At 60.3% G+C, this 23,679-nt stretch carries 19 protein-coding genes and 1 tRNA gene; 8 read left to right on the top strand and 12 right to left on the bottom strand.

The genetic code is table 11. The features are described from left to right. Positions 1-522: 522 nt before the first annotated feature. Together alr and VSP_RS33125 are read right to left on the bottom strand one after the other, a co-directional pair. Complete coding sequence (gene alr / locus VSP_RS00105) at positions 523-1,689, bottom strand: alanine racemase (RefSeq protein ID WP_009957908.1); 1,167 nt, start codon at positions 1,687-1,689, stop codon at positions 523-525. A gap of 37 nt (positions 1,690-1,726) precedes the next feature. After that, complete coding sequence (locus VSP_RS33125; protein ID WP_009957907.1) at positions 1,727-2,329, bottom strand: DUF1802 family protein; 603 nt, start codon at positions 2,327-2,329, stop codon at positions 1,727-1,729. Between the two features lie 212 nt (positions 2,330-2,541). Here VSP_RS33125 and VSP_RS00095 point away from each other — a divergent pair. From VSP_RS00095 to gatB, 5 genes are all read left to right on the top strand, one after another. Next, positions 2,542-2,616, top strand: a tRNA-His gene (locus VSP_RS00095). 36 nt (positions 2,617-2,652) lie between these two features. Continuing rightward, on the top strand, positions 2,653-3,369 hold the full coding sequence (rnc, locus tag VSP_RS00090) for a ribonuclease III (RefSeq protein WP_009957906.1): 717 nt from the start codon (positions 2,653-2,655) through the stop codon (positions 3,367-3,369). A 637-nt stretch (positions 3,370-4,006) separates the two neighbouring features. Beyond that, complete coding sequence (aroC, locus tag VSP_RS00085; RefSeq protein ID WP_009957905.1) at positions 4,007-5,092, top strand: chorismate synthase; 1,086 nt, start codon at positions 4,007-4,009, stop codon at positions 5,090-5,092. Positions 5,093-5,178: 86 nt separating this feature from the next. Continuing rightward, complete coding sequence (locus VSP_RS00080) at positions 5,179-5,808, top strand: TFIIB-type zinc ribbon-containing protein (protein ID WP_009957904.1); 630 nt, start codon at positions 5,179-5,181, stop codon at positions 5,806-5,808. Positions 5,809-5,901: 93 nt separating this feature from the next. Then, positions 5,902-7,362, top strand: a complete 1,461-nt coding sequence (gene gatB / locus VSP_RS00075) for an Asp-tRNA(Asn)/Glu-tRNA(Gln) amidotransferase subunit GatB (protein WP_009957903.1) — start codon at positions 5,902-5,904, stop codon at positions 7,360-7,362. 113 nt (positions 7,363-7,475) lie between these two features. Here gatB and VSP_RS00070 read toward each other — a convergent pair whose 3' ends face one another. Together VSP_RS00070 and pyrE are read right to left on the bottom strand one after the other, a co-directional pair. Beyond that, positions 7,476-7,694 (bottom strand): hypothetical protein, encoded by a 219-nt coding sequence (locus VSP_RS00070; protein ID WP_009957901.1) that lies wholly within the window; start codon positions 7,692-7,694, stop codon positions 7,476-7,478. Between the two features lie 93 nt (positions 7,695-7,787). Then, on the bottom strand, positions 7,788-8,363 hold the full coding sequence (gene pyrE / locus VSP_RS00065) for an orotate phosphoribosyltransferase (RefSeq protein ID WP_009957900.1): 576 nt from the start codon (positions 8,361-8,363) through the stop codon (positions 7,788-7,790). A gap of 64 nt (positions 8,364-8,427) precedes the next feature. Here pyrE and VSP_RS00060 point away from each other — a divergent pair, with 64 nt between their 5' ends. Both VSP_RS00060 and VSP_RS00055 read left to right on the top strand, forming a co-directional pair. Next, positions 8,428-9,834 carry a c-type cytochrome domain-containing protein gene (locus VSP_RS00060; RefSeq protein WP_198141281.1) on the top strand — a complete coding sequence of 469 codons (1,407 nt, stop codon included), beginning with the start codon at positions 8,428-8,430 and terminating at the stop codon, positions 9,832-9,834. 130 nt (positions 9,835-9,964) lie between these two features. Beyond that, positions 9,965-11,269, top strand: coding sequence for a pyruvate dehydrogenase complex dihydrolipoamide acetyltransferase (locus VSP_RS00055; protein WP_009957898.1), 1,305 nt, complete (start codon positions 9,965-9,967; stop codon positions 11,267-11,269). A 1,162-nt stretch (positions 11,270-12,431) separates the two neighbouring features. Here VSP_RS00055 and VSP_RS00050 read toward each other — a convergent pair. The 7 genes from VSP_RS00050 to rfbB all read right to left on the bottom strand — a co-directional run bounded on the left by VSP_RS00050 (position 12,432) and on the right by rfbB (position 18,080). Then, positions 12,432-13,193 carry a 16S rRNA (uracil(1498)-N(3))-methyltransferase gene (locus tag VSP_RS00050; RefSeq protein WP_009957896.1) on the bottom strand — a complete coding sequence of 254 codons (762 nt, stop codon included), beginning with the start codon at positions 13,191-13,193 and terminating at the stop codon, positions 12,432-12,434. 23 nt (positions 13,194-13,216) lie between these two features. Then, positions 13,217-14,347 (bottom strand): LOG family protein, encoded by a 1,131-nt coding sequence (locus tag VSP_RS00045; RefSeq protein WP_009957895.1) that lies wholly within the window; start codon positions 14,345-14,347, stop codon positions 13,217-13,219. A 41-nt stretch (positions 14,348-14,388) separates the two neighbouring features. After that, positions 14,389-14,841, bottom strand: a complete 453-nt coding sequence (locus VSP_RS00040) for a hypothetical protein (protein ID WP_009957894.1) — start codon at positions 14,839-14,841, stop codon at positions 14,389-14,391. A 33-nt stretch (positions 14,842-14,874) separates the two neighbouring features. Next, on the bottom strand, positions 14,875-15,783 hold the full coding sequence (gene rfbA, locus VSP_RS33120) for a glucose-1-phosphate thymidylyltransferase RfbA (RefSeq protein WP_009957892.1): 909 nt from the start codon (positions 15,781-15,783) through the stop codon (positions 14,875-14,877). Between the two features lie 106 nt (positions 15,784-15,889). Beyond that, positions 15,890-16,237, bottom strand: a complete 348-nt coding sequence (locus VSP_RS33115; RefSeq protein ID WP_081452323.1) for a putative signal transducing protein — start codon at positions 16,235-16,237, stop codon at positions 15,890-15,892. 46 nt (positions 16,238-16,283) lie between these two features. After that, positions 16,284-16,964 carry a dTMP kinase gene (gene tmk, locus VSP_RS33110; RefSeq protein WP_044133364.1) on the bottom strand — a complete coding sequence of 227 codons (681 nt, stop codon included), beginning with the start codon at positions 16,962-16,964 and terminating at the stop codon, positions 16,284-16,286. 36 nt (positions 16,965-17,000) lie between these two features. Next, positions 17,001-18,080 carry a dTDP-glucose 4,6-dehydratase gene (gene rfbB / locus VSP_RS00020; RefSeq protein WP_009957887.1) on the bottom strand — a complete coding sequence of 360 codons (1,080 nt, stop codon included), beginning with the start codon at positions 18,078-18,080 and terminating at the stop codon, positions 17,001-17,003. A gap of 715 nt (positions 18,081-18,795) precedes the next feature. Between rfbB and VSP_RS00015 the strand changes: the two genes are divergently transcribed. Continuing rightward, positions 18,796-19,755, top strand: coding sequence for a GDP-L-fucose synthase family protein (locus VSP_RS00015; RefSeq protein ID WP_044133750.1), 960 nt, complete (start codon positions 18,796-18,798; stop codon positions 19,753-19,755). A gap of 1,455 nt (positions 19,756-21,210) precedes the next feature. Here VSP_RS00015 and mnmG read toward each other — a convergent pair. Next, positions 21,211-23,091, bottom strand: a complete 1,881-nt coding sequence (gene mnmG, locus VSP_RS00005; protein ID WP_009957883.1) for a tRNA uridine-5-carboxymethylaminomethyl(34) synthesis enzyme MnmG — start codon at positions 23,089-23,091, stop codon at positions 21,211-21,213. Positions 23,092-23,679: the final 588 nt, after the last annotated feature.

Here is a 23,679-nt window from a genome sequence, read left to right as displayed (position 1 = left end):
AGCGAGGTTGAACGACCAAAGGCCCTGGGGATGTTCTGTTCCTGAACCTGTGGCCAACTACTCTGGGTTGTAGGACGACCGCTTCGGTTGCCTCAGTCAGGGGTGGCGCGTCCTGACCGCGTAAACGCGGAACTCCAACCCTGACGGCGAAAGGGAGGTGGTTGGTAGGTTGTCAGGAGCCGGTATGATACGGCTTGGGACGTGCGACTGAGCGGGGCTGGGAACCCCGCCTCCTTTACCGAGAAACAAGCTGCAAGATCATGTGGCCGCAGAGTACAGGAGGCGGGATCTCCGGTCCCGCTGGTGAGCGAAGGGAAAGAACCTCACAACCGACGCTGACGTACCAAGCCCCTCATGCATCATTTCCTGAACCCGGAGGGTTCGCCATGAATAGCCATGGCGTCGGCCGAGCGGAGCGAGGACTACCCATGGACACCATGCCACCGCATTTCTACCGCGGAGCGGTAGGCCCATAGCTCACCCATACCCCCGATTCACTTCTCGAACACGCACCTGCACCCACTACGCCACCACCACCCGCGCCACTCGGGCCGTGATGCCGGTAAACACGTGCCACGAGATCGTGCCGGCCTTGTCGGCAACCTCCTCGGCGGAGATCTTCGCCTCGCCCTGGGTGCCGAGGAGCACCACTTCATCGCCCGGCACCACGGGCTGGCCGGCGGGGAAATCGGTGACATCCACCATGATCTGGTCCATGGTCACGCGACCGAGCAGGGGGCAGCGCTGGCCGTGAAGGAGGACAAAGGCGTTTTTACCTGAAACCTGCCTGGGATAGCCATCGGCGTAGCCGCAGGCCAGGGTGGCGACCCTGGTGGGACGACGGGTCACATGGCTGCGGCCGTAGCTGATGCCGTGCCCCTCCGGGAGTTCACGCACCAGGATCACCCGGGTCTTCCAGGTCAGCACAGGCCGGAGTTTTTCCTGGTACGGATCGCCCAGACCGGTGCTGGCCAGTGGATCCACGCCGTAGAGCATGAGACCAGGACGCACCAGATTGCAAAATTCGTGACCGGCGGGATAACCCAGCAGTCCAGCGCTGCTGGCCAGGTCCACCCAGCGGGGCTGGAGGCCGGACACCTGCGCCAGCCTCACGCTTTGATGAAACAACTCGATCTGGCGGCGGGTGAAGCCCGCGTCCTCATCCGGAGAGGGGAGATGGGTCGCGAGGCCCTCCCAGGAGATGTGGGGCAGCGCGACGAGTGCCCTCACCGTGTCCTCCGTCCACTCGGGTTCAATGAAACCCATGCGGCCCATGCCGGTGTCCAGCACCACATGGCCCAGGGCGGTGGTGCCCAGCCGCCCGGCCAGTTCGCTCCACGCACGCGCTTCGGCCAGGGAGTTGATGCATATATGAAAGCCCGCCCGCAGCGCGGGCACCTGCTCCTCCGCCAAGCAGGTGCCCAGCAGCAGGATGGGGGTGTCCAGACCAGCGGAGCGCAGCTCCAGTGCTTCCTGCAAATTGGCCACGCCAAAGACTGCCACCTGCTCCTGCAGCGCCCGCGCAACAGTGACGGCCCCATGCCCGTAGGCATTGGCTTTGACCACGGCCATGAGATCATGTCCGCTCTGGGTGCGGGCCACCCCAGCGTTGTGGCGCAGCGCGGTGAGGGAGATTTCAGCCCAGCAACGATGCACGGCGGCAACAGCGGCAGAAGACGGAGGGGACATGGACAGCTTGGCTCAGCGGAACAAATTCAAAACAAACTCAATCCAGCACAGCCTTGATTTTCTCAGCCATCTCGTTCCACACCTCATCCGCCAGCACCGGGGTGACGATGGGTTCAAAGTCCTTGCCTTCCGGGGGCAGTTTCACCCAGGAGCGGCAACCACCATAGCCTTTCAAGTACGGGAAAGACCACGTGATGGGCAGCTTGTGCACCCGCACCAGGGCGATGTGCAGACAGCTCTCCTCATTCCAGGCGAAGCGCTCGCGGACGACCTCCTCCTTCCACACGTGAAACGGAGCGAGCGCGGCGAGTTTGTCCCAGTCCGTGATGCGCCAGATCTGCTGCGTCTTGGCGAAGTACTTCACATCTACCAGTTCCCGTTCCTCATCCTGGGGGACAGCGACCTTGTCCGCATCCTCCGGCAACCACAGGAGCTGATCACCCTGGGCATGGAAACCGGTGGGGAACAGCCAGAAATCTTCGTGCTCAAAGTGGAAGCCCTTCTTGCCCTCGTGGATCCCGCCCTTGCGCAGGATCAGTGTCTGCACCCCCTGGCCGAGGGCTTCGCAGACATAAGCCCACTCTTTGAATCCGACTGGGGCTGCGTTGGAGCTGGGAGTTTCAGGGGTGGAGTCGGACATGCGAGGGAACCGGGAAGGCGGGCTTGGGCTTGCTGATAGTTGGGTTAAATTAGCTACGCATTCCGAAGGGGGATTGCGAGCAGAGATACGAAATTGTGTGGAACTGTGCTGGTACCTTGTCAGGCATCCCACCTGCACAATTCCAGCCCAAGACGAGTTTTCAGTTGCCAGACGTAGATTTCTCAATACAGTGCGACTCCGCTGTTAAAATGGTGGCCGTAGCTCAACGGTGGAGTCCCAGATTGTGATTCTGGTTGTTGCGGGTTCGAGTCCCGTCGGTCACCCCAACAGCGTCTTTTCGTGGCAAACGCCACACCCCGTAAATGGATTCGCTGGAGTCGCGCATCGCCTATCAGTTCAAGCAGCCCGAACTGCTGCAGGAAGCATTGACGCATCCCAGCCTCCCGTACGAGAGCAAGAACCCCCAACGGCACAACCAACGTCTGGAATACTTGGGTGACGCCGTGTTGCAGTTGGTGCTCTCTGAAGCCATCTATCACCAGTTTCCCCTGGATGACGAGGGCCTGCTCACCAAGCTGCGAACCCGGCTGGTCCAGACTCGTACGCTGGCTCATATCGCCCGTCAGCTCTGCCTCGGCAGGGATCTGTTGCTCGGCAAGGGGGAGGAATCCAATGGCGGGCGGTCCCGGGAGTCCACTCTGGCAGATGTGATGGAATCCATCATTGGAGCGGTCTATCTGGATGGCGGAATCGAGGCCGTGCGCCCCTTCGTGCTGCAGCACTGGAGCCATGACCTGGCGGCTCTTCAGCACTCACCCGTGGAGCTCAACCCTAAAGGGCAACTCCAAGAGCTCCTCCAAGGTGAAGGCGGGAACACCCCCACCTACCGCATCATCGCGGCCGAGGGCCCGGATCATCAAAAGGTCTTCCAAGCCGTTGTGGTCTGGCAGGACCGGGATCTGGCGGCCGGAACCGGTCGCAGCAAGAAAGAAGCGCAGACGGCGGCCGCTCAGGCAGCGCTTGCTCTGCCTGAGCTGATAGCTCTTACGGCCAAGACACTTGGCGAAGGCCAAGCCTGACAGGCCCCCACCCAAGCTGTTGCCAGCACGGTACCAGAGCTCACCCGTCCGCCCGAATGGCTCGGATCATGGAAATTATATGCCTCTTGCACGGTCGAACCCTGCGACCCCGGATTTGCGAATCCATGCTTCCACGCGTTGCGGAGGTGCTAGTGGATTATGGTTTCTCAGTCTTTCGGCTGCCAGAGAACCCAAACCATCAAACCTTGATAATTTACATTGCTTAAATACTAAGATATATTTATCATTAATGAGGACGTGATCAATTCTTGTGAACAAAATTGCGAAGAACCGAGCCAACAATCTCAACCTTGTTCTCAAACGAGACTTGGAGACCACATGCCTCCCATCCTGTACCCACACTCTTCACGGGGTCGTTCGCCGTGGAACGGTTTTGTCACCGATGAAGAACACGGTTGTTAACATACCCACAGCCTATACGGATATGAAGTGTTGGGTTTCAAAATTTAATGAATCATAACGCTGGGAAGAACTTCGGGCTGGAACCGGACCAGCGAAGTGTCCTTGAACGGAAAAGCAGACAGTCAAGAGCAGGACGTGCTCATTCTTGCGTTGAACGGAAAATCGCGCCAAGGTGACGGTTCACGTCTCACCTCCTGCGCCTCCCCATTTTTCCATGTCCAGCAGCTTTGGCACTCTCTTCCGCGTCAGCACCTATGGCGAATCGCATGGTCTGGCAGTGGGATGCATCGTGGATGGCTGCCCGCCGCAGGTTGCTCTGACAGAGACCGAGATCCAGGTGGAACTGGATCGTCGTCGCCCTGGGCAGAGCAAGATCGTGACGCAGCGCAAGGAGGGTGACAGGTGCCAGATCCTGTCCGGTGTGTTGAACGGTCAGACTCTGGGCACCCCCATCAGCATCATGGTGCCCAATGAGGACCAGCGTTCAGACGCCTACAAGGAGATGGAGACGGCCTACCGCCCCTCTCACGCTGACTTCACCTATGACGCCAAGTACGGCGTGCGGGCTGTGGCCGGTGGCGGGCGCTCCAGTGCCCGTGAGACGATCGGTCGGGTGGCGGCAGGTGTCATCGCCCGGAAGGTCGTCGAGGCATCCTGTGCCGGCTACGAGTGCCTGGCGTACGTGAAGACGGTGCGCGATATCGAGGCCCATCCGACACCAGAGCAGATCACCCGTGAGTCCATTGAATCCAACATCGTGCGCACGGCGGATCCCGTGGCCGCAGAGAAGATGGTGGAGCTGATCGATGAAATCCGGAAGCAGGGTAACTCCGTGGGTGGTGTGGTGGAGTGCGTGGTGCGGGGTGTTCCTACAGGCTTGGGCGAACCGGTGTTCGACAAGCTGGAGGCAGATCTGGCCAAGGCCATGCTGAGCCTGCCTGCGACCAAGGGTTTCGAGATTGGCAGCGGCTTTGCCGGCACGCTGCTGACTGGCATGGAGCACAACGACGAATTTTACATGGAAGGTGAGCGTGTGCGCACCCGGACCAACCGCAGCGGCGGGATTCAGGGCGGCATCAGCAACGGCGAGGAGATCATCTTCCGGGTGGCGTTCAAGCCCACCGCAACCCTGCTGCGTGAGCAGAACACGGTGACCAAGGATGGCGAGGCAGCCACGCTGAAGGCACGTGGTCGCCACGATCCCTGTGTGCTGCCGCGTGCCGTGCCTATTGTCGAGGCCATGGTGCATCTGGTACTCTGCGACCACCTGCTGCGGCAGCGGGCTCAGTGCTGCCGGTAAAAACGGTGTACGACCTATGAGGTCGTGCCCGGACCGGCTGGCTCCCCTCCCCTGCTGCAGCGCTTCAACCCCCAGTGTTGCTTCCCATGATCAGTCCTGTGGATTCGAAGTCGCGTATGAACCGGGTGGACCTTGAGCCCGGATTGGTGGCCTACCGTTGCCCGGTGTCCGGCGGCCATTGGCTGCCCTACCAAAACTACTGGCGATGGTTGAGCCAGCAGCCAGCTCGTCTCCCCCACCTCCCTCCTGGCGAGGATAGGGGCTACCAGCTGGAGTCAGAGGATTCCCACAAGGTGAAAATCTGCCCAGAGACGGGGACCCTGATGACCCGATACAAGGTGGGCCACGGCTTTGAGTTCTCTGTGGATCGTTCGGCGGCCGGCATCTGGTTCGACGTCAATGAATGGGAGGCGCTGCGGAGCCGGAACTTTCATGATGAGGTGCACCTGATCATGACCGCACCCTGGCAGGCCAAGGTGAGGCGTGAGGCCCTTGAACAGGTGATCCACGAGAAACAGGCGGCGCAGCAGGTCTCAGAAAAAGACTCTGGCCCTGTCCAGAATGAGCCCTGTGGGTTGGAGGCAGCCTTCCGAGCCCGGTTTGCGGTCTTGCTGGGCCCCGAGGTGATGGAGCGTGCCGAAGAGATCAAAAGCTGGCTGGACCAGCAACCGGCCCGGCGCGAAATCCTGACCTATCTGCTGCACGACCCTTCTTGAAGCGGCGGGACGCGCTGGCGTTTCGGTTCTGCTTGAATTCAGCCGCATTGTGCCGTTGTTACGGGCTCCCGAGACGTTCCGTCCGTTCCGCACATGCCCAAGTACATCACCACCATCGGCCTCGAAGTTCATGCGCAGCTCAACACGCGCAGCAAGATGTTCTGCCCCTGCCCTGCGGAATACGGAGCCGAGCCGAATACGCACACCTGCCCCACCTGCTTGGGTCTGCCAGGAGCGCTGCCGGTGCTTAACCTGGAGGCGATTGAGAAGACGCTGCTGACCGGCCTGATGCTGAACTGCAGCACGCCGGAAATCTCCAAGTGGGACCGGAAGAACTACTTCTACCCGGACATGCCCAAGAACTACCAGCTCAGCCAGTTCGACCTGCCGCTGTGCATGGGTGGCGGGGTGCCGCTGTATGATCTGGCCTATCCCAAGGACGCGCAGAAGAGCATCAAGAACCCCGGCAAGGTGGTGAAGCTCACCCGCATCCACCTGGAGGAGGACGTGGGCAAGAGCACCCATACCGGTGCCGGGACGATGCTGGACTTCAACCGTGCCGGGACGCCGCTCATGGAGATCGTGAGCGATCCGGACATCGACAGTGCGGAGGAGGCCTTTGCCTACCTCACGAGCCTGCGCCAGATTCTGATCTATGGCGGGGTGAGTGATGCGGACATGGAGAAGGGCAACCTGCGCTGTGACGTGAACATCAGCCTGCGCCCTGAGGGCCAGGAGGAGCTGGGCGCGAAGATCGAGCTCAAGAACCTCAACTCCATGAGCGCGATCCGCCGCGCCATCCATGCTGAGGTGGAGCGCCAAAGGGAGGCCCTGGACAAGGGCGAGAAGCTCATCCAGAGCACACGCCGCTGGGATGATGACCGCGGCGAGACCGTCCTCATGCGCACCAAGGAGGACGCGCACGACTACCGTTATTTCCCCTGCCCCGACCTGCTGCCGATCCGCACCGCCCCCCTCCTGGAGGCTGCGCGCACCCGTCTGCCGGAGCTGCCTCATGAGAAGCGCGCCCGCTTTGAGGCGGACTATGGCATCAGCGCGTATGACGCCGGGGTGCTCTCCAGTGACAAGGCGCTGGCCACCTGGTTCGAGGAAGCAGCCGGGGCGGATGCCGGGGTTCCCGCCAAGAAGGTGGCCAACTGGGTCATCAACGAACTGCTGGGCCGCCTGAATGAAGCGGGTTCGCCGCTGGAGGAGAGCTTGGTCAAACCGGCCTCTCTGGCCGAGCTGGTGGCCATCGTCGAGGCGGGCAAGATTTCCAACAACCAGGCCAAGGAGGTCTTTGCCGAGATGTTTGCCACGGGTGAAGCCGCCACGCCGATCATCAAGGCCAAGGGCTTTGAGCAGGTCAGTGATACCGGCGCCCTGGAGGCGCTGTGTGATGAAGTTATTTCCGCCAATCCCGCCAAGGTGGAGGAGTTCAAGGCCGGCAATGACAAGGTGGTCAACTGGATGACCGGCCAGATCATGAAGTCCAGCGGTGGCAAGGCCAACCCAAAGGTGGTCGGCGAGATTCTCCGCGGGAAGATGGGTTAATGGGTTCTTGGTTGGCGTCGTTTGGGCGACGATCATCCAAGCACAATTTCGCGTCCTGACGCGGTCCTGGACTACTGAATTACTGGTTTACTGAGTTACCGTTTTACTGGCGTTCACCAATCATCGGTGTCGGCGTGGCTGCGCTTTTTCCAGACGCCGGTCGCAGGAGGATCGGGCAGTGTCGGCACCAGTTTGGCGGCGACCTCCTCAGTGATGGTCAGCAGCTTCCTTTGCTGAGCCTCCAGCAGGGACTGGACAAAGCTTGAGGTGACCTCAAGATCCTCCGGAGTGAGGTGCTCAAGGTTTTCGACGATCTGGGGGATCGTGGCCATCTGCGGATGCTAGGCGATCCCGCCAGAATTGTCGAACCTCTAAAGTCTGCCAACTTGATGGAGGAAATGATCATCCCTCCGGGGTTGGGAGCATTACTTCTTGATGAGCATGCTGCGGGTCAGGGCGGGATAGACTTTGTAGCCCTTGGCCTCGATGTTGGCCTTGCCGCCTTCTTCGCGGTCGAGCAGGACGAGGACGAAGGCCACCTTGCCGCCCTCGGCTTCGATGGCTTCGATGGCCTTGATCGTGGATCCGCCGGTGGTGATCACGTCATCCACCACCACGACGCTGTCCCCAGCCTTGAAGTTGCCTTCCACCAGCTTCTGGCGGCCGTGTTTCTTGGCTTCTTTGCGCACGCTGTAGGCATTGAGCGGAGATTCCGGCTCAGCCAGATGGGAGGCAATCGAGATGGCAAGGGCAACGGGGTCTGCGCCCATGGTAAGACCACCCACGCCGTCCGCCTTGATGCCCAACTCCTGCTCGGCCTGACGCACGATGGGGAACATCACCTGGCCAACCAGAAAGGCCCCTTTCGCATCCAGCGTGGTCAGCCGGCAGTCCACGTACAGGTCGCTCTTGGCACCGGAGGCCAGTGTGAAATCGCCGAACATGACAGACTTTTTGAGGAGGATCTCGAGGAGGGCTTCTTGGGCGGTGGCGTTGGACATGTCGAGTGGGTTGGGAAGGATAAGATGGAGCTGGCAGAGTCGTACTGTGCCGGTGGCAAGAAGCATGAAATCGCCAGATTTGAAACCGCAAACTTCACGGTCAGGGTACCGCCCGGGGGCCTGGGGGCTGGTCCTGGGGGTTTTGCTGGCACCGTGGTTGCAGGGGGCGGAACCAACCGTTTCTTTTCAGAAGGACATCGCTCCGATCTTGGCGGACAAGTGCCTGACTTGCCATCAGGAGAAGAAGGCCAAGGGCGGCTATCGAGTGGACACGTTTGAGCACGTGACGAAAGCTGGCGACAGCGAACTGGCTCCGCTGACTGCCAGAAAACCGGATGCCAGCACCCTTTTCACCCGGCTGGTCACCGCAGATGAAGACGAGCGCATGCCCGCGAACGACGATCCCCTGCCCCCTGAACAGGTGGCCCTGGTGAAACGGTGGATTGAGCAGGGCAGCAAGTTCGACGGCAGCGATGCCAGGCTGGCGCTCAACGAGGTGATCTCTGCTGCCAGCGGGAAGACCAGTGCCAAGGCCCCGGAGAAGTATCCCCGGCCACTACCCATCACGGCGGCGGTGATGGCGGGTGACGGACAGACGGCTTTCACCAGCGGTTATCACGAGGTATTGGAATGGTCGGTGCCGGAGGGACGGTTGCAGCGGCGATTCAAAGGATTGCCAGAGCGGGTTCTTGGACTTGCCTTGCAACGGAGCGGCCGTCTGCTGGCGGTCGCAGGCGGATCTCCTGGACGGGGTGGCGAACTGCTCGTGGTGGAGCGCGCCTCCGGGAGAGTGGTCAAGCGTCTGCCCGGAAGCAAAGACACTGTGCTGGCGGTTGGGTTTTCCCCAGACGGCAGCCTCCTGGCAGCGGGCGGTACCGACAACACCGTGCGGGTGTACTACACGAGCGACTGGACGCCCGCCTGGAAAGCGGAAGCTCATGCGGACTGGGTGACATCTTTGACCTTTGCGCCCGATGGGAAACATGTGGTGAGCACGAGCCGGGACCGGACTGCCAAAGTGCTGGCCAGTGAAGATGGCAGTCCGGGGCTGACCTTTGCCAACCACGGCAGTGCGGTGACCAGTGCGGTGTTTGATGCCGATGGTGCGACGGTGACGACCTCGGCTGCCGATGGAGAGGTGCGCCGGTGGAAGTGGGATGAGAGCGTGGATGGTGGAGGACGGACGAAGGACAAGTTGCTGAAAGGGGGACGCCAGGAGGTGACCCGGGTGGTTCTGGGTTCCGGGAAGATCATCACGGCCTCCGTGGACGGTCGTCTGAGGCAGTATGATCTGGCGAAATTGGATGCGCCTGCAGTGGAGTTGACGCCGCTGGGGGTGCGAATCGATGCCCTGACGCCGGATGACAGCGGCTGGAAGCTGCTGGCCGCAGGTCAGGACGGGCGGCTGCAGATTCTGGATCTGGGTGCCGGTCAGCGCCTCTTGAGCGCCATAGCCGCGCCGGGCTGGTGAAGTCTGCGGGAAGATTTTCCGAGGGGGGCGAGCAGGTGCGCCGTCTCTCTAGACAAAGCGCGTATCATCCCTATGGTGGCACGGCCGCTGCACTTCACAGCCAGTCACCTACCACAACCGATTTCCCGTCATGCCAAAACTCATTAAGATGCCCAAGCTCAGTGACACGATGACCGAGGGGACCCTCGCCAAGTGGCACATCAAAGAAGGCGACAGCGTGGAGATGGGCAAGGTGATCGCCGATGTGGAGACGGACAAGGCGACGATGGAGATGCAGGCCTTTGAAGAGGGCAAGGTGTTTAAACTCGTGTCCCAGGCAGGCAACAAGGTGCCCCTCGGCGGGACCATGGTGGTGCTCCTTGCCGAAGGCGAAGAAGCCCCGGCTGATCTCGACGCCCTCATCGCTGGCAGCGACGCTCCGGCTCCTGCCAAGAAGGAAGAGTCCTCCGGCAAGTCTGAGAAGCCAGCGGGTGGCAAAGCCTTTGCCGGCAATCTCCCCCCCACAGCTCCTGGGCAGAAGCGCCGTCCGGCGGTTGCAACGGCCAATGGCGTGCGTGTCAAAGCCTCCCCGCTGGCCCGCAAGGTGGCTGAGGAGAAAGGCGTGGACCTCACCAAGATCCAAGGCTCCGGCCCCGGTGGACGCATTGTGCGTGCCGATGTGGAAAGCGCTCCTCAGGGCGGTGCCAGTGCCAGTGCTACCCCTGCCAAGGCCGTGCAGACCATCCGCCCTGTCGCGGGCCCGGATGACCAACGCATCCCCCTTACGGGCATGCGCAACATCATTGCGGAGCGCCTCCTGGCCAGCAAGACCCAGATCCCTCACTTCTACCTGCAGATGGAAGTGGATGCCGGCCCTCTCATGACCTTCCGTGCGCACATCAACGCGCAGTCTGAAAAGACCAGCGGGAACAAGTACACGGTGAACGACTTCATCCTGAAGGCCGTGGTTCGTGCCGCAGCCACGGTCCCGGCAGTGAACGCCTCCTTCGACGGTGACGCCATTGTGCAGTTCAAGCACGTGAACCTGAGCGTGGCCATTGCCATCCCGGAAGGTCTCGTGACTCCGGTGATCAAGGCCGCCGAGACCAAGACGCTGCTGGAAATCAGCGCAGCGGTGAAGGATCTCGCTGGCAAGGCCAAGAACAAGAAGCTCAGCCCAGATGAGTTCGCCGGCGGTACCATCACCGTGAGCAACCTGGGGGCCTATGGCATCGACCAGTTCGCTGCGATCATCAACCCGCCCCAGGCGGCCATCGTCAGCATCGGCAGCATCCGCAGCGCGCCGGTGGTGGATGAGAAGGGCCAAATTGTGGTGGGTCAACGCATGTGGGTGGGCCTGAGCGGTGACCACCGCGTGGTGGACGGAGCCGTAGCGGCCACCTTCCTGGCCGAGATGCGCAAGCTCATCGAGAACCCGGCTCTCATGCTGGTGTAATCGAAGTTCGCTGATTGGAATCTTCTGAAGGCGGCGCATGTGACCATGCGCCGCTTTTTTTCGTGATATCCCGCCAGAGGCACAGGAGGCGGGGGTTTCCAGCCCCGCTCAGTCGAGCGTCCTCAGCAGCCACATACCGGACCCAGACATCCTACCTGCTCCCTTCCCGTCCGCCGTCAGGGTTGGAGTTCCGCGTTTACGCGGGTCAGTACACAGCACCCCTGACGTCCCATTCGGTCAGGGCATTCTGTTGACTCATCAAACCCATATCGCCGCTGCTGCGCGGGCCCGGAGACCCCGCCTCCTTTACTCTGCGATCACATGACCTTGCAGCTTGTTTGCAGGTAAAGGAGGCGGGGGTTCCCAGCCCCGCTCAGTCGAGCGTCCTCAGCAGCCACATACCGGGCCCTGACGACCTGCGTGGCCCCCTCTGCTTTGCCGTCAGGGTTGGAGTTCCGCGTTTACGCGGGTCAGTACACAGCACCCCTGACGTCCCATTCGGTCAGGGCATTCTGTTGACTCATCAAACCCATATCGCCGCTGCCGCGCGGGGCCGGAGACCCCGCCTCCTTTACGCTGCGATCACATGACCTTGCAGCTTGTTTGCAGGTAAAGGAGGCGGGGGTTCCCAGCCCCGCTCAGTCGAGCGTCCTCAGCAGCCACATGCCGACCCCTGACGACCTGCGTGGCCCCCTCTGCTTTGCCGTCAGGGTTGGAGTTCCGCGTTTACGCGGGTCAGGACACAGCACCCCTGACGTCCCATTCGGTCAGGGCATTTTGTTGACTCATAAACCCACATCGCCGCTGCCGCGCGGGGCCGGAGACCCCGCCTCCTGTACTCTGCGATCACATGACCTTGCAGCTTGTATGCAGGTAAAGGAGGCGGGGGTTCCCAGCCCCGCTCAGTCGAGCGTCCTCAGCAGCCACATACCGGGCCCAGACATCCTACCCACTCCCCTCCCGTCCGCCGTCAGGGTTGGGGTTCCGCGTTTACGCGGGTCAGGACACAGCACCCCTGACGTCCGATTCGGTCAGGGCATTCTGTTGACTCATAAACCCACATCGCCGCTGCTGCGCGGGCCCGGAGACCCCGCCTCCTTTACGCTGCGGCCAGGTGAGCTGGTTATTTGTTGCCCAAACTGGAGAAACCAAGCACCAAGCACTATGAACCCCGCAACTCATGCCCCAGTACACTCAACCCGTACATCGTCGCGGTTTCCACGCGCAAGATGATGGGGCCGAGACTCATCGGCACACATCCGTGATCGCGCGCGGTCTGGTATTCCGCCGGAGTGAAATCCCCTTCTGGACCAACGCACAGCAGGGTTGAGGAAATGACACTCCCCTGTTTCGCCCGGTCCTTCAAGATCTCCTTGAGAGGCTTCGAATCATCCTGGATGGCGGCAATGATACGGAGATCATGCGGCGGCAATCCCGCCATCACCTCGGCATAGGGGGCGGGCGGGTGAATGACAGGCAGCCAGTTCTGGCCGCACTGCTTGCAGGCCTCAAGAGCGAGACGCTGCCATTTCTCCTGCTTCTTTGCGGCCTCCTTTTTGTCGAGCTTCACCACGGTTCTAGCTGTCAACACTGGGTGAATGGCGTTGACGCCCAGCTCGACCGCCTTCTCGACGATCCATTCCATGTTGCTTCCCTTGGGCACGGACTGCACGAGGGAGATGGACACCGCCGGAGCGGGCGTGGACAAAGTCTCGACCACCTCCAGCTCCACCGTCTTGCCAGTGGTGGCGACAATCCGGCAGCGGGCGGAAATTCCCGCTCCGTCGAATGTAGTTATTTCATCACCCGCCGTGTGCCGCATCACCGAGGTGCAGTGGCGGGCCTCATCGCCATCCAGCACCAAGGTGCCACCGGCCGGCTGCCAGTGGGATGGAGGAATGTGGAATCTGGCCAGGGCTCCCATGATGACAGGTGACGGCTGGGGGGTTAGAGCTTGGCAGGGATGACCTGGGCCATGTTGATGGCATCGATGAGCTGACGCCAGCGGCCGTACTCGCCGTGTTTCATCGTACCGATGAGACGGGGCAGGTGGGAGATGCCCTCCTCGTTTTGCTCCTCGGGGAGGGCGGAGGCCTGCTCAAGGGGGGACTTGATGATGTCTGCGAAATCGGTGTTCAGCTTGGTCACGGCCGCGGGTGTGAGCTTGCGTTTGATGCGGAAGACGGTTCGCTCTTTCACGTGGCGGTAGGAGTGGAACACCTTGTAGAAGGTGGTGATGACGCGGACAGCCTCATCGACACTGTCGGTGATGTGAACCAGGCTCATGTCCTCCTGCGAGATGAGGCCATGGCCGTAGAGGTGCTCACGCACGAAGGCGAAGAAGGTGGACCAGTAGGTGCCGCCGGGCTCGTCCACCAGGACCACCGGCAGGATGGATGCCTTTCCCGTCTGCATGAGAGTGATGCTCTCAAACATCTCGTCCATGGTGCCAAAGCCACCTGGGAACAGCGCCACGGCATCGGCCTCCTTCACGAAGGAAAGCTTGCGGGTGAAGAAGTAGTTGAACGTGACGAGTTTCTCATCGCCGACGATGGTGTCGTTGGCGCTCTGCTCGAACGGCAGACGGATGTTCAGGCCGAAGCTCTGCTCCCGCCCTGCACCACGCTGAGCGGCACCCATGATGCCATCCCCAGCCCCGGTGATGACCATGAATCCTTCTTCCACCATGCGCTGGGAGAAGGTCTCGGCAGCATGATAAGCGGGCATGCCCGAATCGGTGCGGGCTGAGCCAAAGACGGAGACCTTGCGGATGTGGCGGTAGGCCTGGAAGACCTTGTTCGCGTGACGCATCTCGCGCAGGGCCCGGTGCAGCATCTTCAGATCACCCATCCCCGTGTTGTCACGGCCGATCTTGAGGCTGGTCATGAGCAAACCCGCGACGAGGTCACGTTTGCGCTCATCATCCACCCAGGTGGACGCCAGATCTTTGAGGCGGTCATCCAGATCGTGGTCGCCCGTAGTGCCCCTTGGTTTTTCCGCCAGATCAAAGATACCACCAGCGGTGAAGTCCTTTTCCGGGGGTCGGGAGGTGGACTTCGGAGGCAGGCTGTTGTTCATGGAATGTGGAGTCAAAAAGGTTTTTTTGCTGAAAGCACGCCTCAGCGGGCGTTCGACGGGGCCGGTGTCCCGGTTGATGCAGGGGCAGACAGTGTTGCTGCCGGCTCAGACCTGCTGGTCTCGGGACCCGTGACAGCGAAGAGGATGGCAACGACCACGACGCCAAGAAGAACAGCGGTGTTGTAGGTCACCGCGATCATGGCTGCACCCAGGCTTCGCACCCGTTTGGAGGGTTTTACAATCCATTCCAGCAACAGAATAAGTACGATCAGAGCCGGCAGGACAGACGCGGCATTGCCCAAGACGAAATGCACCGCCCGGTGCAGGGTGTGGAGGTCAGGGTTCTGCAATGAGCCAGCAGCGACCTCGTAGAATTTGTCCAGCTTGGGCAACAGCATGATGCGGGTGAACTCCTGCACCACCAGGGTGGGCAGGAGCGCCGTGGCAGCCGCAAGCCAAGTCGCGCCCGGGCGGTGATTTCCATCGTCCAGCATGGGCTCGTGAGGAAGGAATGAGAGCGCTTCGGCCTAGGCAATGGGACCGTGTGAAGCCGTGGTGTGATCGTACTGCGCGAGTTTGCGAAGGTAGTCGCCATACTCGGTCTTGCCGAATTTGTCGGCCGAAGCCAGGAGCTGGCTCTTGGTGATCCAATGCTTGTTGTAGGAGATTTCTTCCAGGCAGGAGATCTTGAGGCCTTGGCGATGCTGGATGACCTGCACGAACTCGGCAGCCTCAAGGAGGGAGTCAGGGGAGCCAGTGTCCAGCCAGGCGACACCGCGACCGAGCACTTCCACCTGAAGCTCGCCAGCCTCAAGGTAAAGGCGGTTGAGGTCGGTGATTTCCAATTCACCACGGGCGCTGGGTTTGATGGAACGGGCCAGTTCGCAGACGCGTTCGTCGTAGAAATACACGCCTGGCACTGCGTAGTTGGACTTGGGCTGCGTGGGCTTTTCCTCCAGGGAAATGGCCTTGCCTGCCTTGTCGAATTCGACGACGCCGTAGATCTCCGGTGTGGCGGTGTAGTAGCCAAAGATGGTGGCTCCATAGGTCTGGGCTCCGGCGCGCTCCACAGCCTTGCGGAACTGGGTGCCGTAGAAAAGGTTGTCCCCCAAGACTAGAGCTGCCGGGCTGCCACTGAGGAACTTCTCCCCGATCAGGAAAGCCTGGGCGAGGCCTTCGGGCTTGGGCTGCTCGGCATACTCAAAGTTGAGGCCGAACTGGGAGCCGTCTCCCAAGAGCTTCTGGAAACCAGGGAGATCATGAGGAGTAGAAATAATGAGGATGTCCCGGATGTCTGCCAGCATGAGAGCGGACAGCGGGTAATAGATCATCGGCTTGTCATACACCGGCATGAGCTGCTTGCTCACGGCGATAGTGAGGGGGAATAGCCGGGTGCCGGATCCACCGGCGAGTACAATGCCTTTGCGTGCGCTCATGCGCTGAGTGTGCGCGGGAGTGCGGGTGGTGCAACTGCTAAGCAGTGTGCTGAGGGGGCTCTGCCAAAAGTTGTGGCCAGTCTCCCCCTGCCCCTTGCTCTTGAAGCTACTTGAGCGGCCTGCCTGCCTCACAGTTCCAGCAAATATCGAAGCCCGGGGGCACGCTCTCCCCACAGGTGGGGCACTGCCATTCGTTGCCCGCAGGTTCAGCGATGTTTTGGGTGGACTCCACGATCGAGAGCGCGGCATGGAGGTCCGCATCGTCGTGAATGCACAAGGCCGGATAAAACACGGGCAGCGGAATGCCGGTAAACACGCCGCTGGTATGCTCGTTGCGGATGAAGCAGGCAATGCCCGCCTCTTCCAGCAGGGATTTGCAAAAGCCGACGCGGGTGGAATCGGGATGGACGAACACCTCTTTCATAGCTGCGCGGGTGATGCTCCACATTACCATGATTCACGGAGGCTGGCGATCACCGCCGTGAGGTGGTGATCAAGTTCTACTCCCCAAAAAGGGCAAGGGCTTCTGTGCTAAGCGAGCGCGGGCTGGCAGTTTTCCAGAGCTTCTGCTGGGCGGCTTGTTTGAACAGGGCGAGACACTCCTTGGATACCTCACGCCAGGGCCGGGAGGCATCGACAATGACGCAACGCGCCTGACTGCGGCCGGGCAACTGGAGGAAAATCTCCCGGCAGCGGCTCAGAGCATCCACATCCTCAAAGGAGTTGGGCTGATCTCCCCGTACGCGGATGCGATCCTGCCCTGTAGCCACCGGCAGGTCGAGCAGGAGGACAAGGTCCGGCAGCGGGAAGTTGGTCTCGTTGAAAGCCAGGACATCATCCACATTGGCACCGCGGGCACCTTGATAGGCAGCGGTGCTCCAGTAGTAGCGGTCCAGTACCATGATGGCGTCCTCATCCAGGGCAGGCTGGATGGAGCCTTCACTGTGCTGCTCCCGGTCCTTGTGAAAGAGGTCGAGCTCCTGGGCCAGGGTGAGACGGCCACTGGCGGCAGACTCACGCAGTTTGCGCCCCCACTCCAGGCTGGTGGGTTCTTTGGACAGCGCGCAAAGGAGACCCCGCTCCCCGCACCATTGGGCGAGGGTGGCGGAGACCGTGGTCTTCCCCGCACCGTCGATGCCCTCGATGGCGATGAGCAATCCGCCTGGAATCGGTCGTCTCATGAATGATGATCGAACGGGAGGGATGAATGGCGGGACTCAGGCCTGACCGAGGCGCTGGAGCTGATACTTGCGCTCAATTTCCTCGATCCAGTTTGCATGGTCGAGGTACCAGCGGACTGTCTTGCGCATGCCACTGTCGAAGGTCTCCTGGGGCTGCCAGCCAAGCTCACGACCGATCTTCGTGCAGTCAATGGCGTAGCGGCGGTCATGTCCCGGGCGGTCTTTGACGAAGGTGATGAGCTCGGCCGGATCCCGATTCAGATCGGGGCGCTCGGCGTTCACGGCGTTGATGAGCGCGTGCACGACCTCGATGTTTTTCATCTCGCATTTGCCACCGATGTTGTAGGTCTCGCCAATCTCCCCTTTGAGCATGGCCAGGGTGAGGCCACGGCAGTGGTCCTCCACATAGAGCCAGTCACGCACGTTGGAGCCGTCGCCGTACACGGGCAGCTTCTCCCCGCGAATGACCTTCTGGATCATGAGGGGCATGAGTTTTTCCGGGAACTGGAAGGGGCCGTAGTTGTTGGAGCAGTTCGTGGTAACTACAGGCAGGTGGAACGTGTGCACGTATGACCGGGCGAGGTGGTCGCTGCCGGCCTTGCTGGCGGAGTACGGGCTGTTCGGTGCGTACGGGGTGGTCTCGGAGAAAGCGGGATCGCTGGGGCCCAGGGAGCCAAAAACCTCATCGGTGCTGACGTGGAGGAAGCGGAAGTCGCTCTGCCCGGCCGCCTGGCGCTCCTTGTGGTACACACGGGCGGCGTCCAGCAGCTTGAAGGTGCCCACGAAGTTCGTCATGATGAACTCCTCCGGGGAATCAATGGAACGGTCCACATGCGACTCGGCCGCGAGGTGCATGATGGCGTTGAGATTGTATTTCCTGAGGAGGAAGGCGACCAGTTCACTGTTCTGGATGTCGCCTTCCACCAGCACATGGCGGGGATCGTCAGCCAGGGAGGCGAGGCTGGAGCGGTTGCCCGCGTAGGTCAGCTTGTCGAGGTTGACCACCTTGGAGACGGTGATGCCGTGCTCCTGTTCGGCCTTGCCGAGAAGGTAATGAACAAGGTTCGAGCCGATGAAGCCCGCGCCGCCGGTTACAAGAATACGCCGATCTGCCATAGGAGTGAGGGGGCGCAGCCTAGACTCGGCTGCGCTCTGGGGCAAGAAGAGAGTGCGAGTGGCGGCTCATCCTGCGGGGAGAATCGACTGACTTTCTGCTTAGATGTTGCGTAACATGTTCATGGTAAGTGTGTTGCGTGGAATGTGAGTCGGGGTGTGACTGTCAAGTTGGAGCCCGTCAGGGTCTGGATGTCGGTATTTGAGCTGGTGACTTGAGGGTTGCCGCTGGGGCAACGCTTGAACTCCATTCCGGAGAGAGCATATCCCAGGACAGGACACCTGCGTTCTGCAGGGATTGGGCTCTCCGGGAGCTGGCAGGCAGCAGTTGGCAGTTTCCCATCCACAGCATTTGACGGGGCTTGGTTCGAGCCCAAAACAAAGCCGTCAAAACGGGTCCCATGCCCGGGTGGCGGGCATGCGTTCACGCCTGTTATATCCTATAACTGCACCCGCTGGGAGGCTGGGCTGCGCGAGGGACGGGCATTTCAGAACGTTGTGAGCTCAGGCTTTGCGCAGGGGGGTATGAGAAGCTGCCACCCAGGGCAGCCGTCAACTCACACGGTGCCTCAGATGGGAGCGCCCAAAAGGGGACGTTGACACCGTGAACTTGAACGAAAGGTTTGGGAATCTGAAAAAGCGAGTTGTGAAGAGTCATTTCTGCGTCCTTTCAGGGTCGCGATTGACCGGTGGAACGTCCCCGTTCATGGTTTTGGCCATGACTTCTCTCGATCTGGCCTCTCCTATCTTCATTGCTGGGCACCGCGGTATGGTTGGAGGTGCCTTGGTGCGGGCTCTCCGGGGAAAAGGGCATCAGAAAATTCTGACGGGGGGACGGAGCGAGCTGGATCTGGTGAACCAGGCGAGTGTGGAGTCTTGGTTCGCAACGCACCGACCTGAGGTGGTGGTGGTGGCGGCCGCCAAGGTGGGAGGCATCCATGCCAACAACACCTACCCTGCCGATTTCTTGTACGACAATTTGATGATCGCTTCGAATTGTGTCCACGCGGCTTTCAAGAACGGGGTGAAGCGATTGCTGTTCTTGGGCAGCTCCTGCATCTATCCCCGCCTGGCCCCGCAGCCCATGCCGGAAGATTCCCTTTTGACGGGACCGCTTGAGCTCACCAACGAAGCTTATGCGGTGGCGAAGATCGCGGGCCTGAAATTGTGCCAGCACTATCGGGCGCAGCATGGCGTTCTATTTCACTCGGCGATGCCGACGAATCTCTATGGCCCAGGCGACAACTATCACCCCGAGAACTCTCACGTGATTCCCGCACTCTTGCGCCGCTTCCATGAAGCGAAGCTAAAGAGACTGCCTGAAGTGGTCGTTTGGGGTACCGGCACCCCGCGGCGTGAATTCCTGCATGTGGATGATTTGGCAGACGGTTGCCTCCATCTACTTGAGTCGGAAAATCCGCCAGACTGGGTCAACATCGGCTGCGGTGATGACATCACGATCCGCGCCCTGGCCGAGTTGGTGAAATCGGTGGTCGGCTATGAAGGCGAGCTGGTGTTCGACACCACCAAGCCGGACGGCACGCCGCGCAAGTTGATGGATGTGTCCCGAATGTCGGCATTGGGATGGGGACCGAAGGTTGGAATGAAGGAGGGACTTGAAAAAGCGTACGCTGATTTTCAGATAGCGTATGAGGCGCACTCGGTTCGGGAAGGGTGACAGGAGATGAATGAGTGAGGGTGAGACAGGATTGCCAAGATTGAGCGCAGATGGACATGATTTCGGGGCCGGGCCAAGCCTCCTGAAAAATTGGGAGGCGATGGCCTGAAACGGGCGCTGGCAAAATTCGGCAAAAGTCCCCTGCCCTAGATCGCTCAGAAATCGATTCTGACGCGTCGATGCCCTTTTATGACTCTAGACATGGGGGTTGGCGCTGGAATTCCTCAAAGAGGCATTTCTGAAGGGTGATTTTTGATGTGGTATGGAAAAATCTTCTCTAAGGAATCTTGAGGAAATCGAGGCTGTAGTCTCGAAGCTCAGAGGTCCGGATTCAGTTGGCAGCTGGTGGTGACGGCAGGTCGGATGACCCCGGGGCAGGGTGCGAGGAAATTTCAGCCGGTCAGTTGAGGGCTTGGATTTATCAACTTGTCGAGGCATCGTCGAACACGTGTCGTTCCTCTTCAGATTTCAAAGCAGTCCAGCACTTGGTGACACGTTCTGGAGTCGCGCTTCGGTGTAGTCCGACGGTCGCCCGTCGGCTCAATCGCCTCCAGGATATGCGGCCCAATGATCAACCACTTCGTCTATGCACGGATCCATTCCACCGATCGGCGACAAACTCCGCGGTGCAGGCGAACTATCGCTGACCTTGCCAACGCGGTCGTGCGGTGAGCCAAGCTCGCTTGGAGGAATATCATCGTTCTGATGCAGAGGGAGGGTGTGTGCATCGTCAGTCGAGACTGTTGGTCGTTCCAGATTGCCTGGGCGTCTTGGATCTCCTACCGCAAATGGTCTTAGATGCCCTCCATCTTTAAGCGGGACTACAATGGTTTGTGCCGGGGAAGCTTGGGGAGCGCACGCAACTTGCGTGCTGCTTCCGGCATCTTGCCGGGAACTTCAGTCACGGTGTGGCCTCGCGAGGTGCGACTAATCATTCATGCCTTGGGGGCGTTGAAGGTGGTGTGGTGAATGCGAATGCTTTTGGCTTTCCCACCTGATCACCCTCTGCGGCGGATACCCAACGTTGACTCGCTAAGGCTCGTCCAATGTTGGGCTGTGCCAGAAATCCCCGCTGGGGATCAACTTCCAAATGAGATGGGCACCACAAAGTGGTTCTTTGAATCCCCCCCGGCGCGCGTCATCGGGAGTCACCCAATCGAAGCCTTTCCTCGAAAAGGATGGGGCTACAAGCCCAACATTGGCGAGCTCCAGCGAGCCTACTCCGAAGGAGGTGCGGCTATTTGACCGGCTTTCACTGCAAGGGTCATTCGCGGGCTCTACTTGAAACTTCTGCGGCGGAGCCCTCGCGGTACCCGGGGCATTTGAGAGGTTGAAGGCCGCACCATGTGGCCCTCAAGTCCTGTGATCCGCCCCCTTGGGCAGCACTCGTGGCTGAGAGGAGGATGGACCTCCGGTGCGGAGTCTCAGCGAGCATTCCGCACCTTATACCATCCCCTACTCCGCCTTCGCTTCCTCCACCCCACCCTTCTTCAGCACTACTGAAACGACTGCCAAATCGGCTGGGGTGACGCCTTGTATGCGGGCGGCTTGGCCAAAAGTGGTGGGGCGAATGGATTGAAGCTTGAGCATGGCTTCCTTTTTCAGCCCCTTCATGGCGGAGTAATCCACCCAGTCTGGGATGATCTTGTCCTCCATCCGGGAGGTCTTGTCCACCATGTCTTCCTGGCGCGTGATGTAGCCAGCATACTTCAGATCGTTCTCAGCCACGGTCCAGAGCTCGCTGGACCAAGTGCCGCGAAGGTCTGAAGGCAGTCTGGCAAAGGCATTTTCGGGGCGCTTGATCCATTGGGCAAGACGGGTGTTCTCAAAAGTGGTGCTAGCCACGAACTTCTTCAGCTCGGCGAGTTGCTCGATCTTGGATGCGGTATGGGCTTTTCGGAAGGCATCCACCATCCCCCGCTCGGCAGCTTTGGGCGTGAGGCGGAGATCGGCGTTGTCCTGCCGGAGGAGCAGGCGGTACTCCGCCCGGCTCGTGAAGAGACGATATGGCTCGGTCGTGCCCTTGGTAATGAGGTCATCCACCATCACGGCCATGTAGGCTTCGGACCGTTTCAAGGTGAATGGGGCCTCCCCTTTTACCTTAAGGGCGGCGTTGGTACCTGCCCATAGCCCTTGGCCGGCAGCCTCCTCATAGCCAGAGGTACCGTTGATCTGTCCTGCGAAGTAGAGGCCGGAGACTCGCTTGGTTTCCAGGGTGGACTGGAGTTGGGTAGGTGGGCAGTAGTCATACTCCACTGCATACCCAGGACGGATGATTTCGGCGTTCTCCAGACCCTTGATGCTGCGGATGAATTCGTATTGAACCTCAAAAGGGAGACTGGTGGAGACCCCATTCACATAGTACTCGCGGGTGTGCCTCCCCTCTGGCTCCAGGAATATCTGGTGCCTCTCCTTCTCGGCGAAGCGAACCACCTTGTCCTCAATAGAGGGACAATAGCGAGGACCGATCCCCTCAATCACCCCACAATACATGGGAGACTTGTCGAGATTGGCCCGGATAACCTCATGTGTGCGGGGGTTGGTGTAGGTGATCCAGCACGGAGATTGTTCCACGTGGAACAATTCTGGGCTCCATTTGTTGAGGGTGAAGAGCTCGGAATCATCCGGAAGTACCCCGCTGAGATAGCTGAAACGGGGTGGCGGAGTGTCTCCGGGCTGTAGTTCGCACTGAGAGTAGTCGATGCTTCTCCCGTTGATCCGACAAGGAGTGCCAGTTTTGAACCGTTGCACTTCGAAGCCCAAGTGCCGGAGGCTGTCACTCAGGGTAGAGAGTCCGTCCCCCATCCGCCCCCCCGCTTGGTTCTGCAGACCCACATGGAGCAGCCCCCGCATGAAGGTGCCGGAACTGATGACGATGGACTTCGCCCGATAGATCAGTCCTAGGCTGGTGCGGACTCCGGTGACTTGGTCATTCTCTACGAGGATCTCTGCCGCGTTCCCTTGGTGCAGGTCCAAGTGGGGCTGGTTCTCCACCAACCACTTCATGCGGAACTGGTAGGCCTTCTTGTCGCACTGTGCGCGAGGGGCCTGTACGCTGGGACCCTTGGTGGCGTTGAGCATCCGGAACTGGATGCCGGTGGCATCCGTGTTCGAGCCCATCACCCCACCCAGGGCATCGATCTCCCGAACCAAGTGCCCTTTGGCCAATCCCCCGATAGCGGGGTTGCAGGACATTTGGGTGATGGTGTCGAGGTTCTGAGTAAGGATGGCCGTCTCACATCCCAAGCGTGCGGCCGCCATCGCAGCTTCGACTCCGGCGTGGCCGGCTCCGCAGACAATGACATCGTAAACTTTCGGATAGGTGTAGAGGCTCATGGGTAGCCCTAAAGATAGCATGCCCCCCTATTATATAAAGGGAATGGCTTTTGGATGGGGTTCCAGCGCGGTTCAAAGGGGCGGGATTGTTCCACGTGGAACAATTTCGGGCGAAGGCAATGAGGTCTTTGCTGAATGCGAACGGAGAAGGGATGTGGCCAGACAGATGAAAGTGTCCTGTGAGGTAGTGGCTGCCTGGTTCCCACAAGCCTCTCATCCCCTTCCCGGTACAGGGGTGGACAAGCAGATCTATTCAACGTGGTGTCCTTCTCTGGAATGGTTACCCGGTTCGGGGTTTGTCGTCTTCGCATACATTGGACGGTTTGTTGAACTCCGTTGGAGTTCCCAACGTGTTTGCGGGATACCCGACCGCTTCGCGGTCTGACCCCGCACGGCGAATGCGCGTTAGGTTAGTGGGTGTCGCTGGTCGCACGCGAGTGCTCAGACGCCAACGGGCGTCAAACAAAATAGCCCAGAGTAAGGCGAAAAACGAGCCGGCACCCTGGGTACACGGGCAGGTGAACTAGAATTCCGAAGTGAGTTCTACAAACCGCGACTGCCACCCTGAGGTTCCCCCCCCGCATGCAG

Origin of the sequence: Verrucomicrobium spinosum DSM 4136 = JCM 18804 (assembly GCF_000172155.1) — a bacterium.
In the GTDB taxonomy this organism is placed as follows: Bacteria; Verrucomicrobiota; Verrucomicrobiia; order Verrucomicrobiales; family Verrucomicrobiaceae; genus Verrucomicrobium; species Verrucomicrobium spinosum.
Note: the sequence above shows the minus strand (reverse complement) of the source record. Positions and strands in the feature narration are given on the sequence as shown.

Bases quoted from the DNA above. Each gene is read 5' to 3' on its own strand.
- mnmG (WP_009957883.1), bottom strand. From the start codon at position 23,091: ATGAGCCTCTACACCTATCCGAAAGTTTACGATGTCATTGTCTGCGGA.
- VSP_RS00060 (WP_198141281.1), top strand. From the start codon at position 8,428: ATGAAATCGCCAGATTTGAAACCGCAAACTTCACGGTCAGGGTACCGC.
- VSP_RS00070 (WP_009957901.1), bottom strand. From the start codon at position 7,694: ATGGCCACGATCCCCCAGATCGTCGAAAACCTTGAGCACCTCACTCCG.
- VSP_RS00045 (WP_009957895.1), bottom strand. From the start codon at position 14,347: ATGAACAACAGCCTGCCTCCGAAGTCCACCTCCCGACCCCCGGAAAAG.
- rfbB (WP_009957887.1), bottom strand. From the start codon at position 18,080: ATGGCAGATCGGCGTATTCTTGTAACCGGCGGCGCGGGCTTCATCGGC.
- pyrE (WP_009957900.1), bottom strand. From the start codon at position 8,363: ATGTCCAACGCCACCGCCCAAGAAGCCCTCCTCGAGATCCTCCTCAAA.
- VSP_RS33115 (WP_081452323.1), bottom strand. From the start codon at position 16,237: ATGGTAATGTGGAGCATCACCCGCGCAGCTATGAAAGAGGTGTTCGTC.
- rnc (WP_009957906.1), top strand. From the start codon at position 2,653: ATGGATTCGCTGGAGTCGCGCATCGCCTATCAGTTCAAGCAGCCCGAA.
- rfbA (WP_009957892.1), bottom strand. From the start codon at position 15,783: ATGAGCGCACGCAAAGGCATTGTACTCGCCGGTGGATCCGGCACCCGG.
- gatB (WP_009957903.1), top strand. From the start codon at position 5,902: ATGCCCAAGTACATCACCACCATCGGCCTCGAAGTTCATGCGCAGCTC.
- VSP_RS00055 (WP_009957898.1), top strand. From the start codon at position 9,965: ATGCCAAAACTCATTAAGATGCCCAAGCTCAGTGACACGATGACCGAG.
- aroC (WP_009957905.1), top strand. From the start codon at position 4,007: ATGTCCAGCAGCTTTGGCACTCTCTTCCGCGTCAGCACCTATGGCGAA.
- VSP_RS00015 (WP_044133750.1), top strand. From the start codon at position 18,796: ATGACTTCTCTCGATCTGGCCTCTCCTATCTTCATTGCTGGGCACCGC.
- VSP_RS00040 (WP_009957894.1), bottom strand. From the start codon at position 14,841: ATGCTGGACGATGGAAATCACCGCCCGGGCGCGACTTGGCTTGCGGCT.
- VSP_RS33125 (WP_009957907.1), bottom strand. From the start codon at position 2,329: ATGTCCGACTCCACCCCTGAAACTCCCAGCTCCAACGCAGCCCCAGTC.
- tmk (WP_044133364.1), bottom strand. From the start codon at position 16,964: ATGAGACGACCGATTCCAGGCGGATTGCTCATCGCCATCGAGGGCATC.
- VSP_RS00050 (WP_009957896.1), bottom strand. From the start codon at position 13,193: ATGGGAGCCCTGGCCAGATTCCACATTCCTCCATCCCACTGGCAGCCG.
- alr (WP_009957908.1), bottom strand. From the start codon at position 1,689: ATGTCCCCTCCGTCTTCTGCCGCTGTTGCCGCCGTGCATCGTTGCTGG.
- VSP_RS00080 (WP_009957904.1), top strand. From the start codon at position 5,179: ATGATCAGTCCTGTGGATTCGAAGTCGCGTATGAACCGGGTGGACCTT.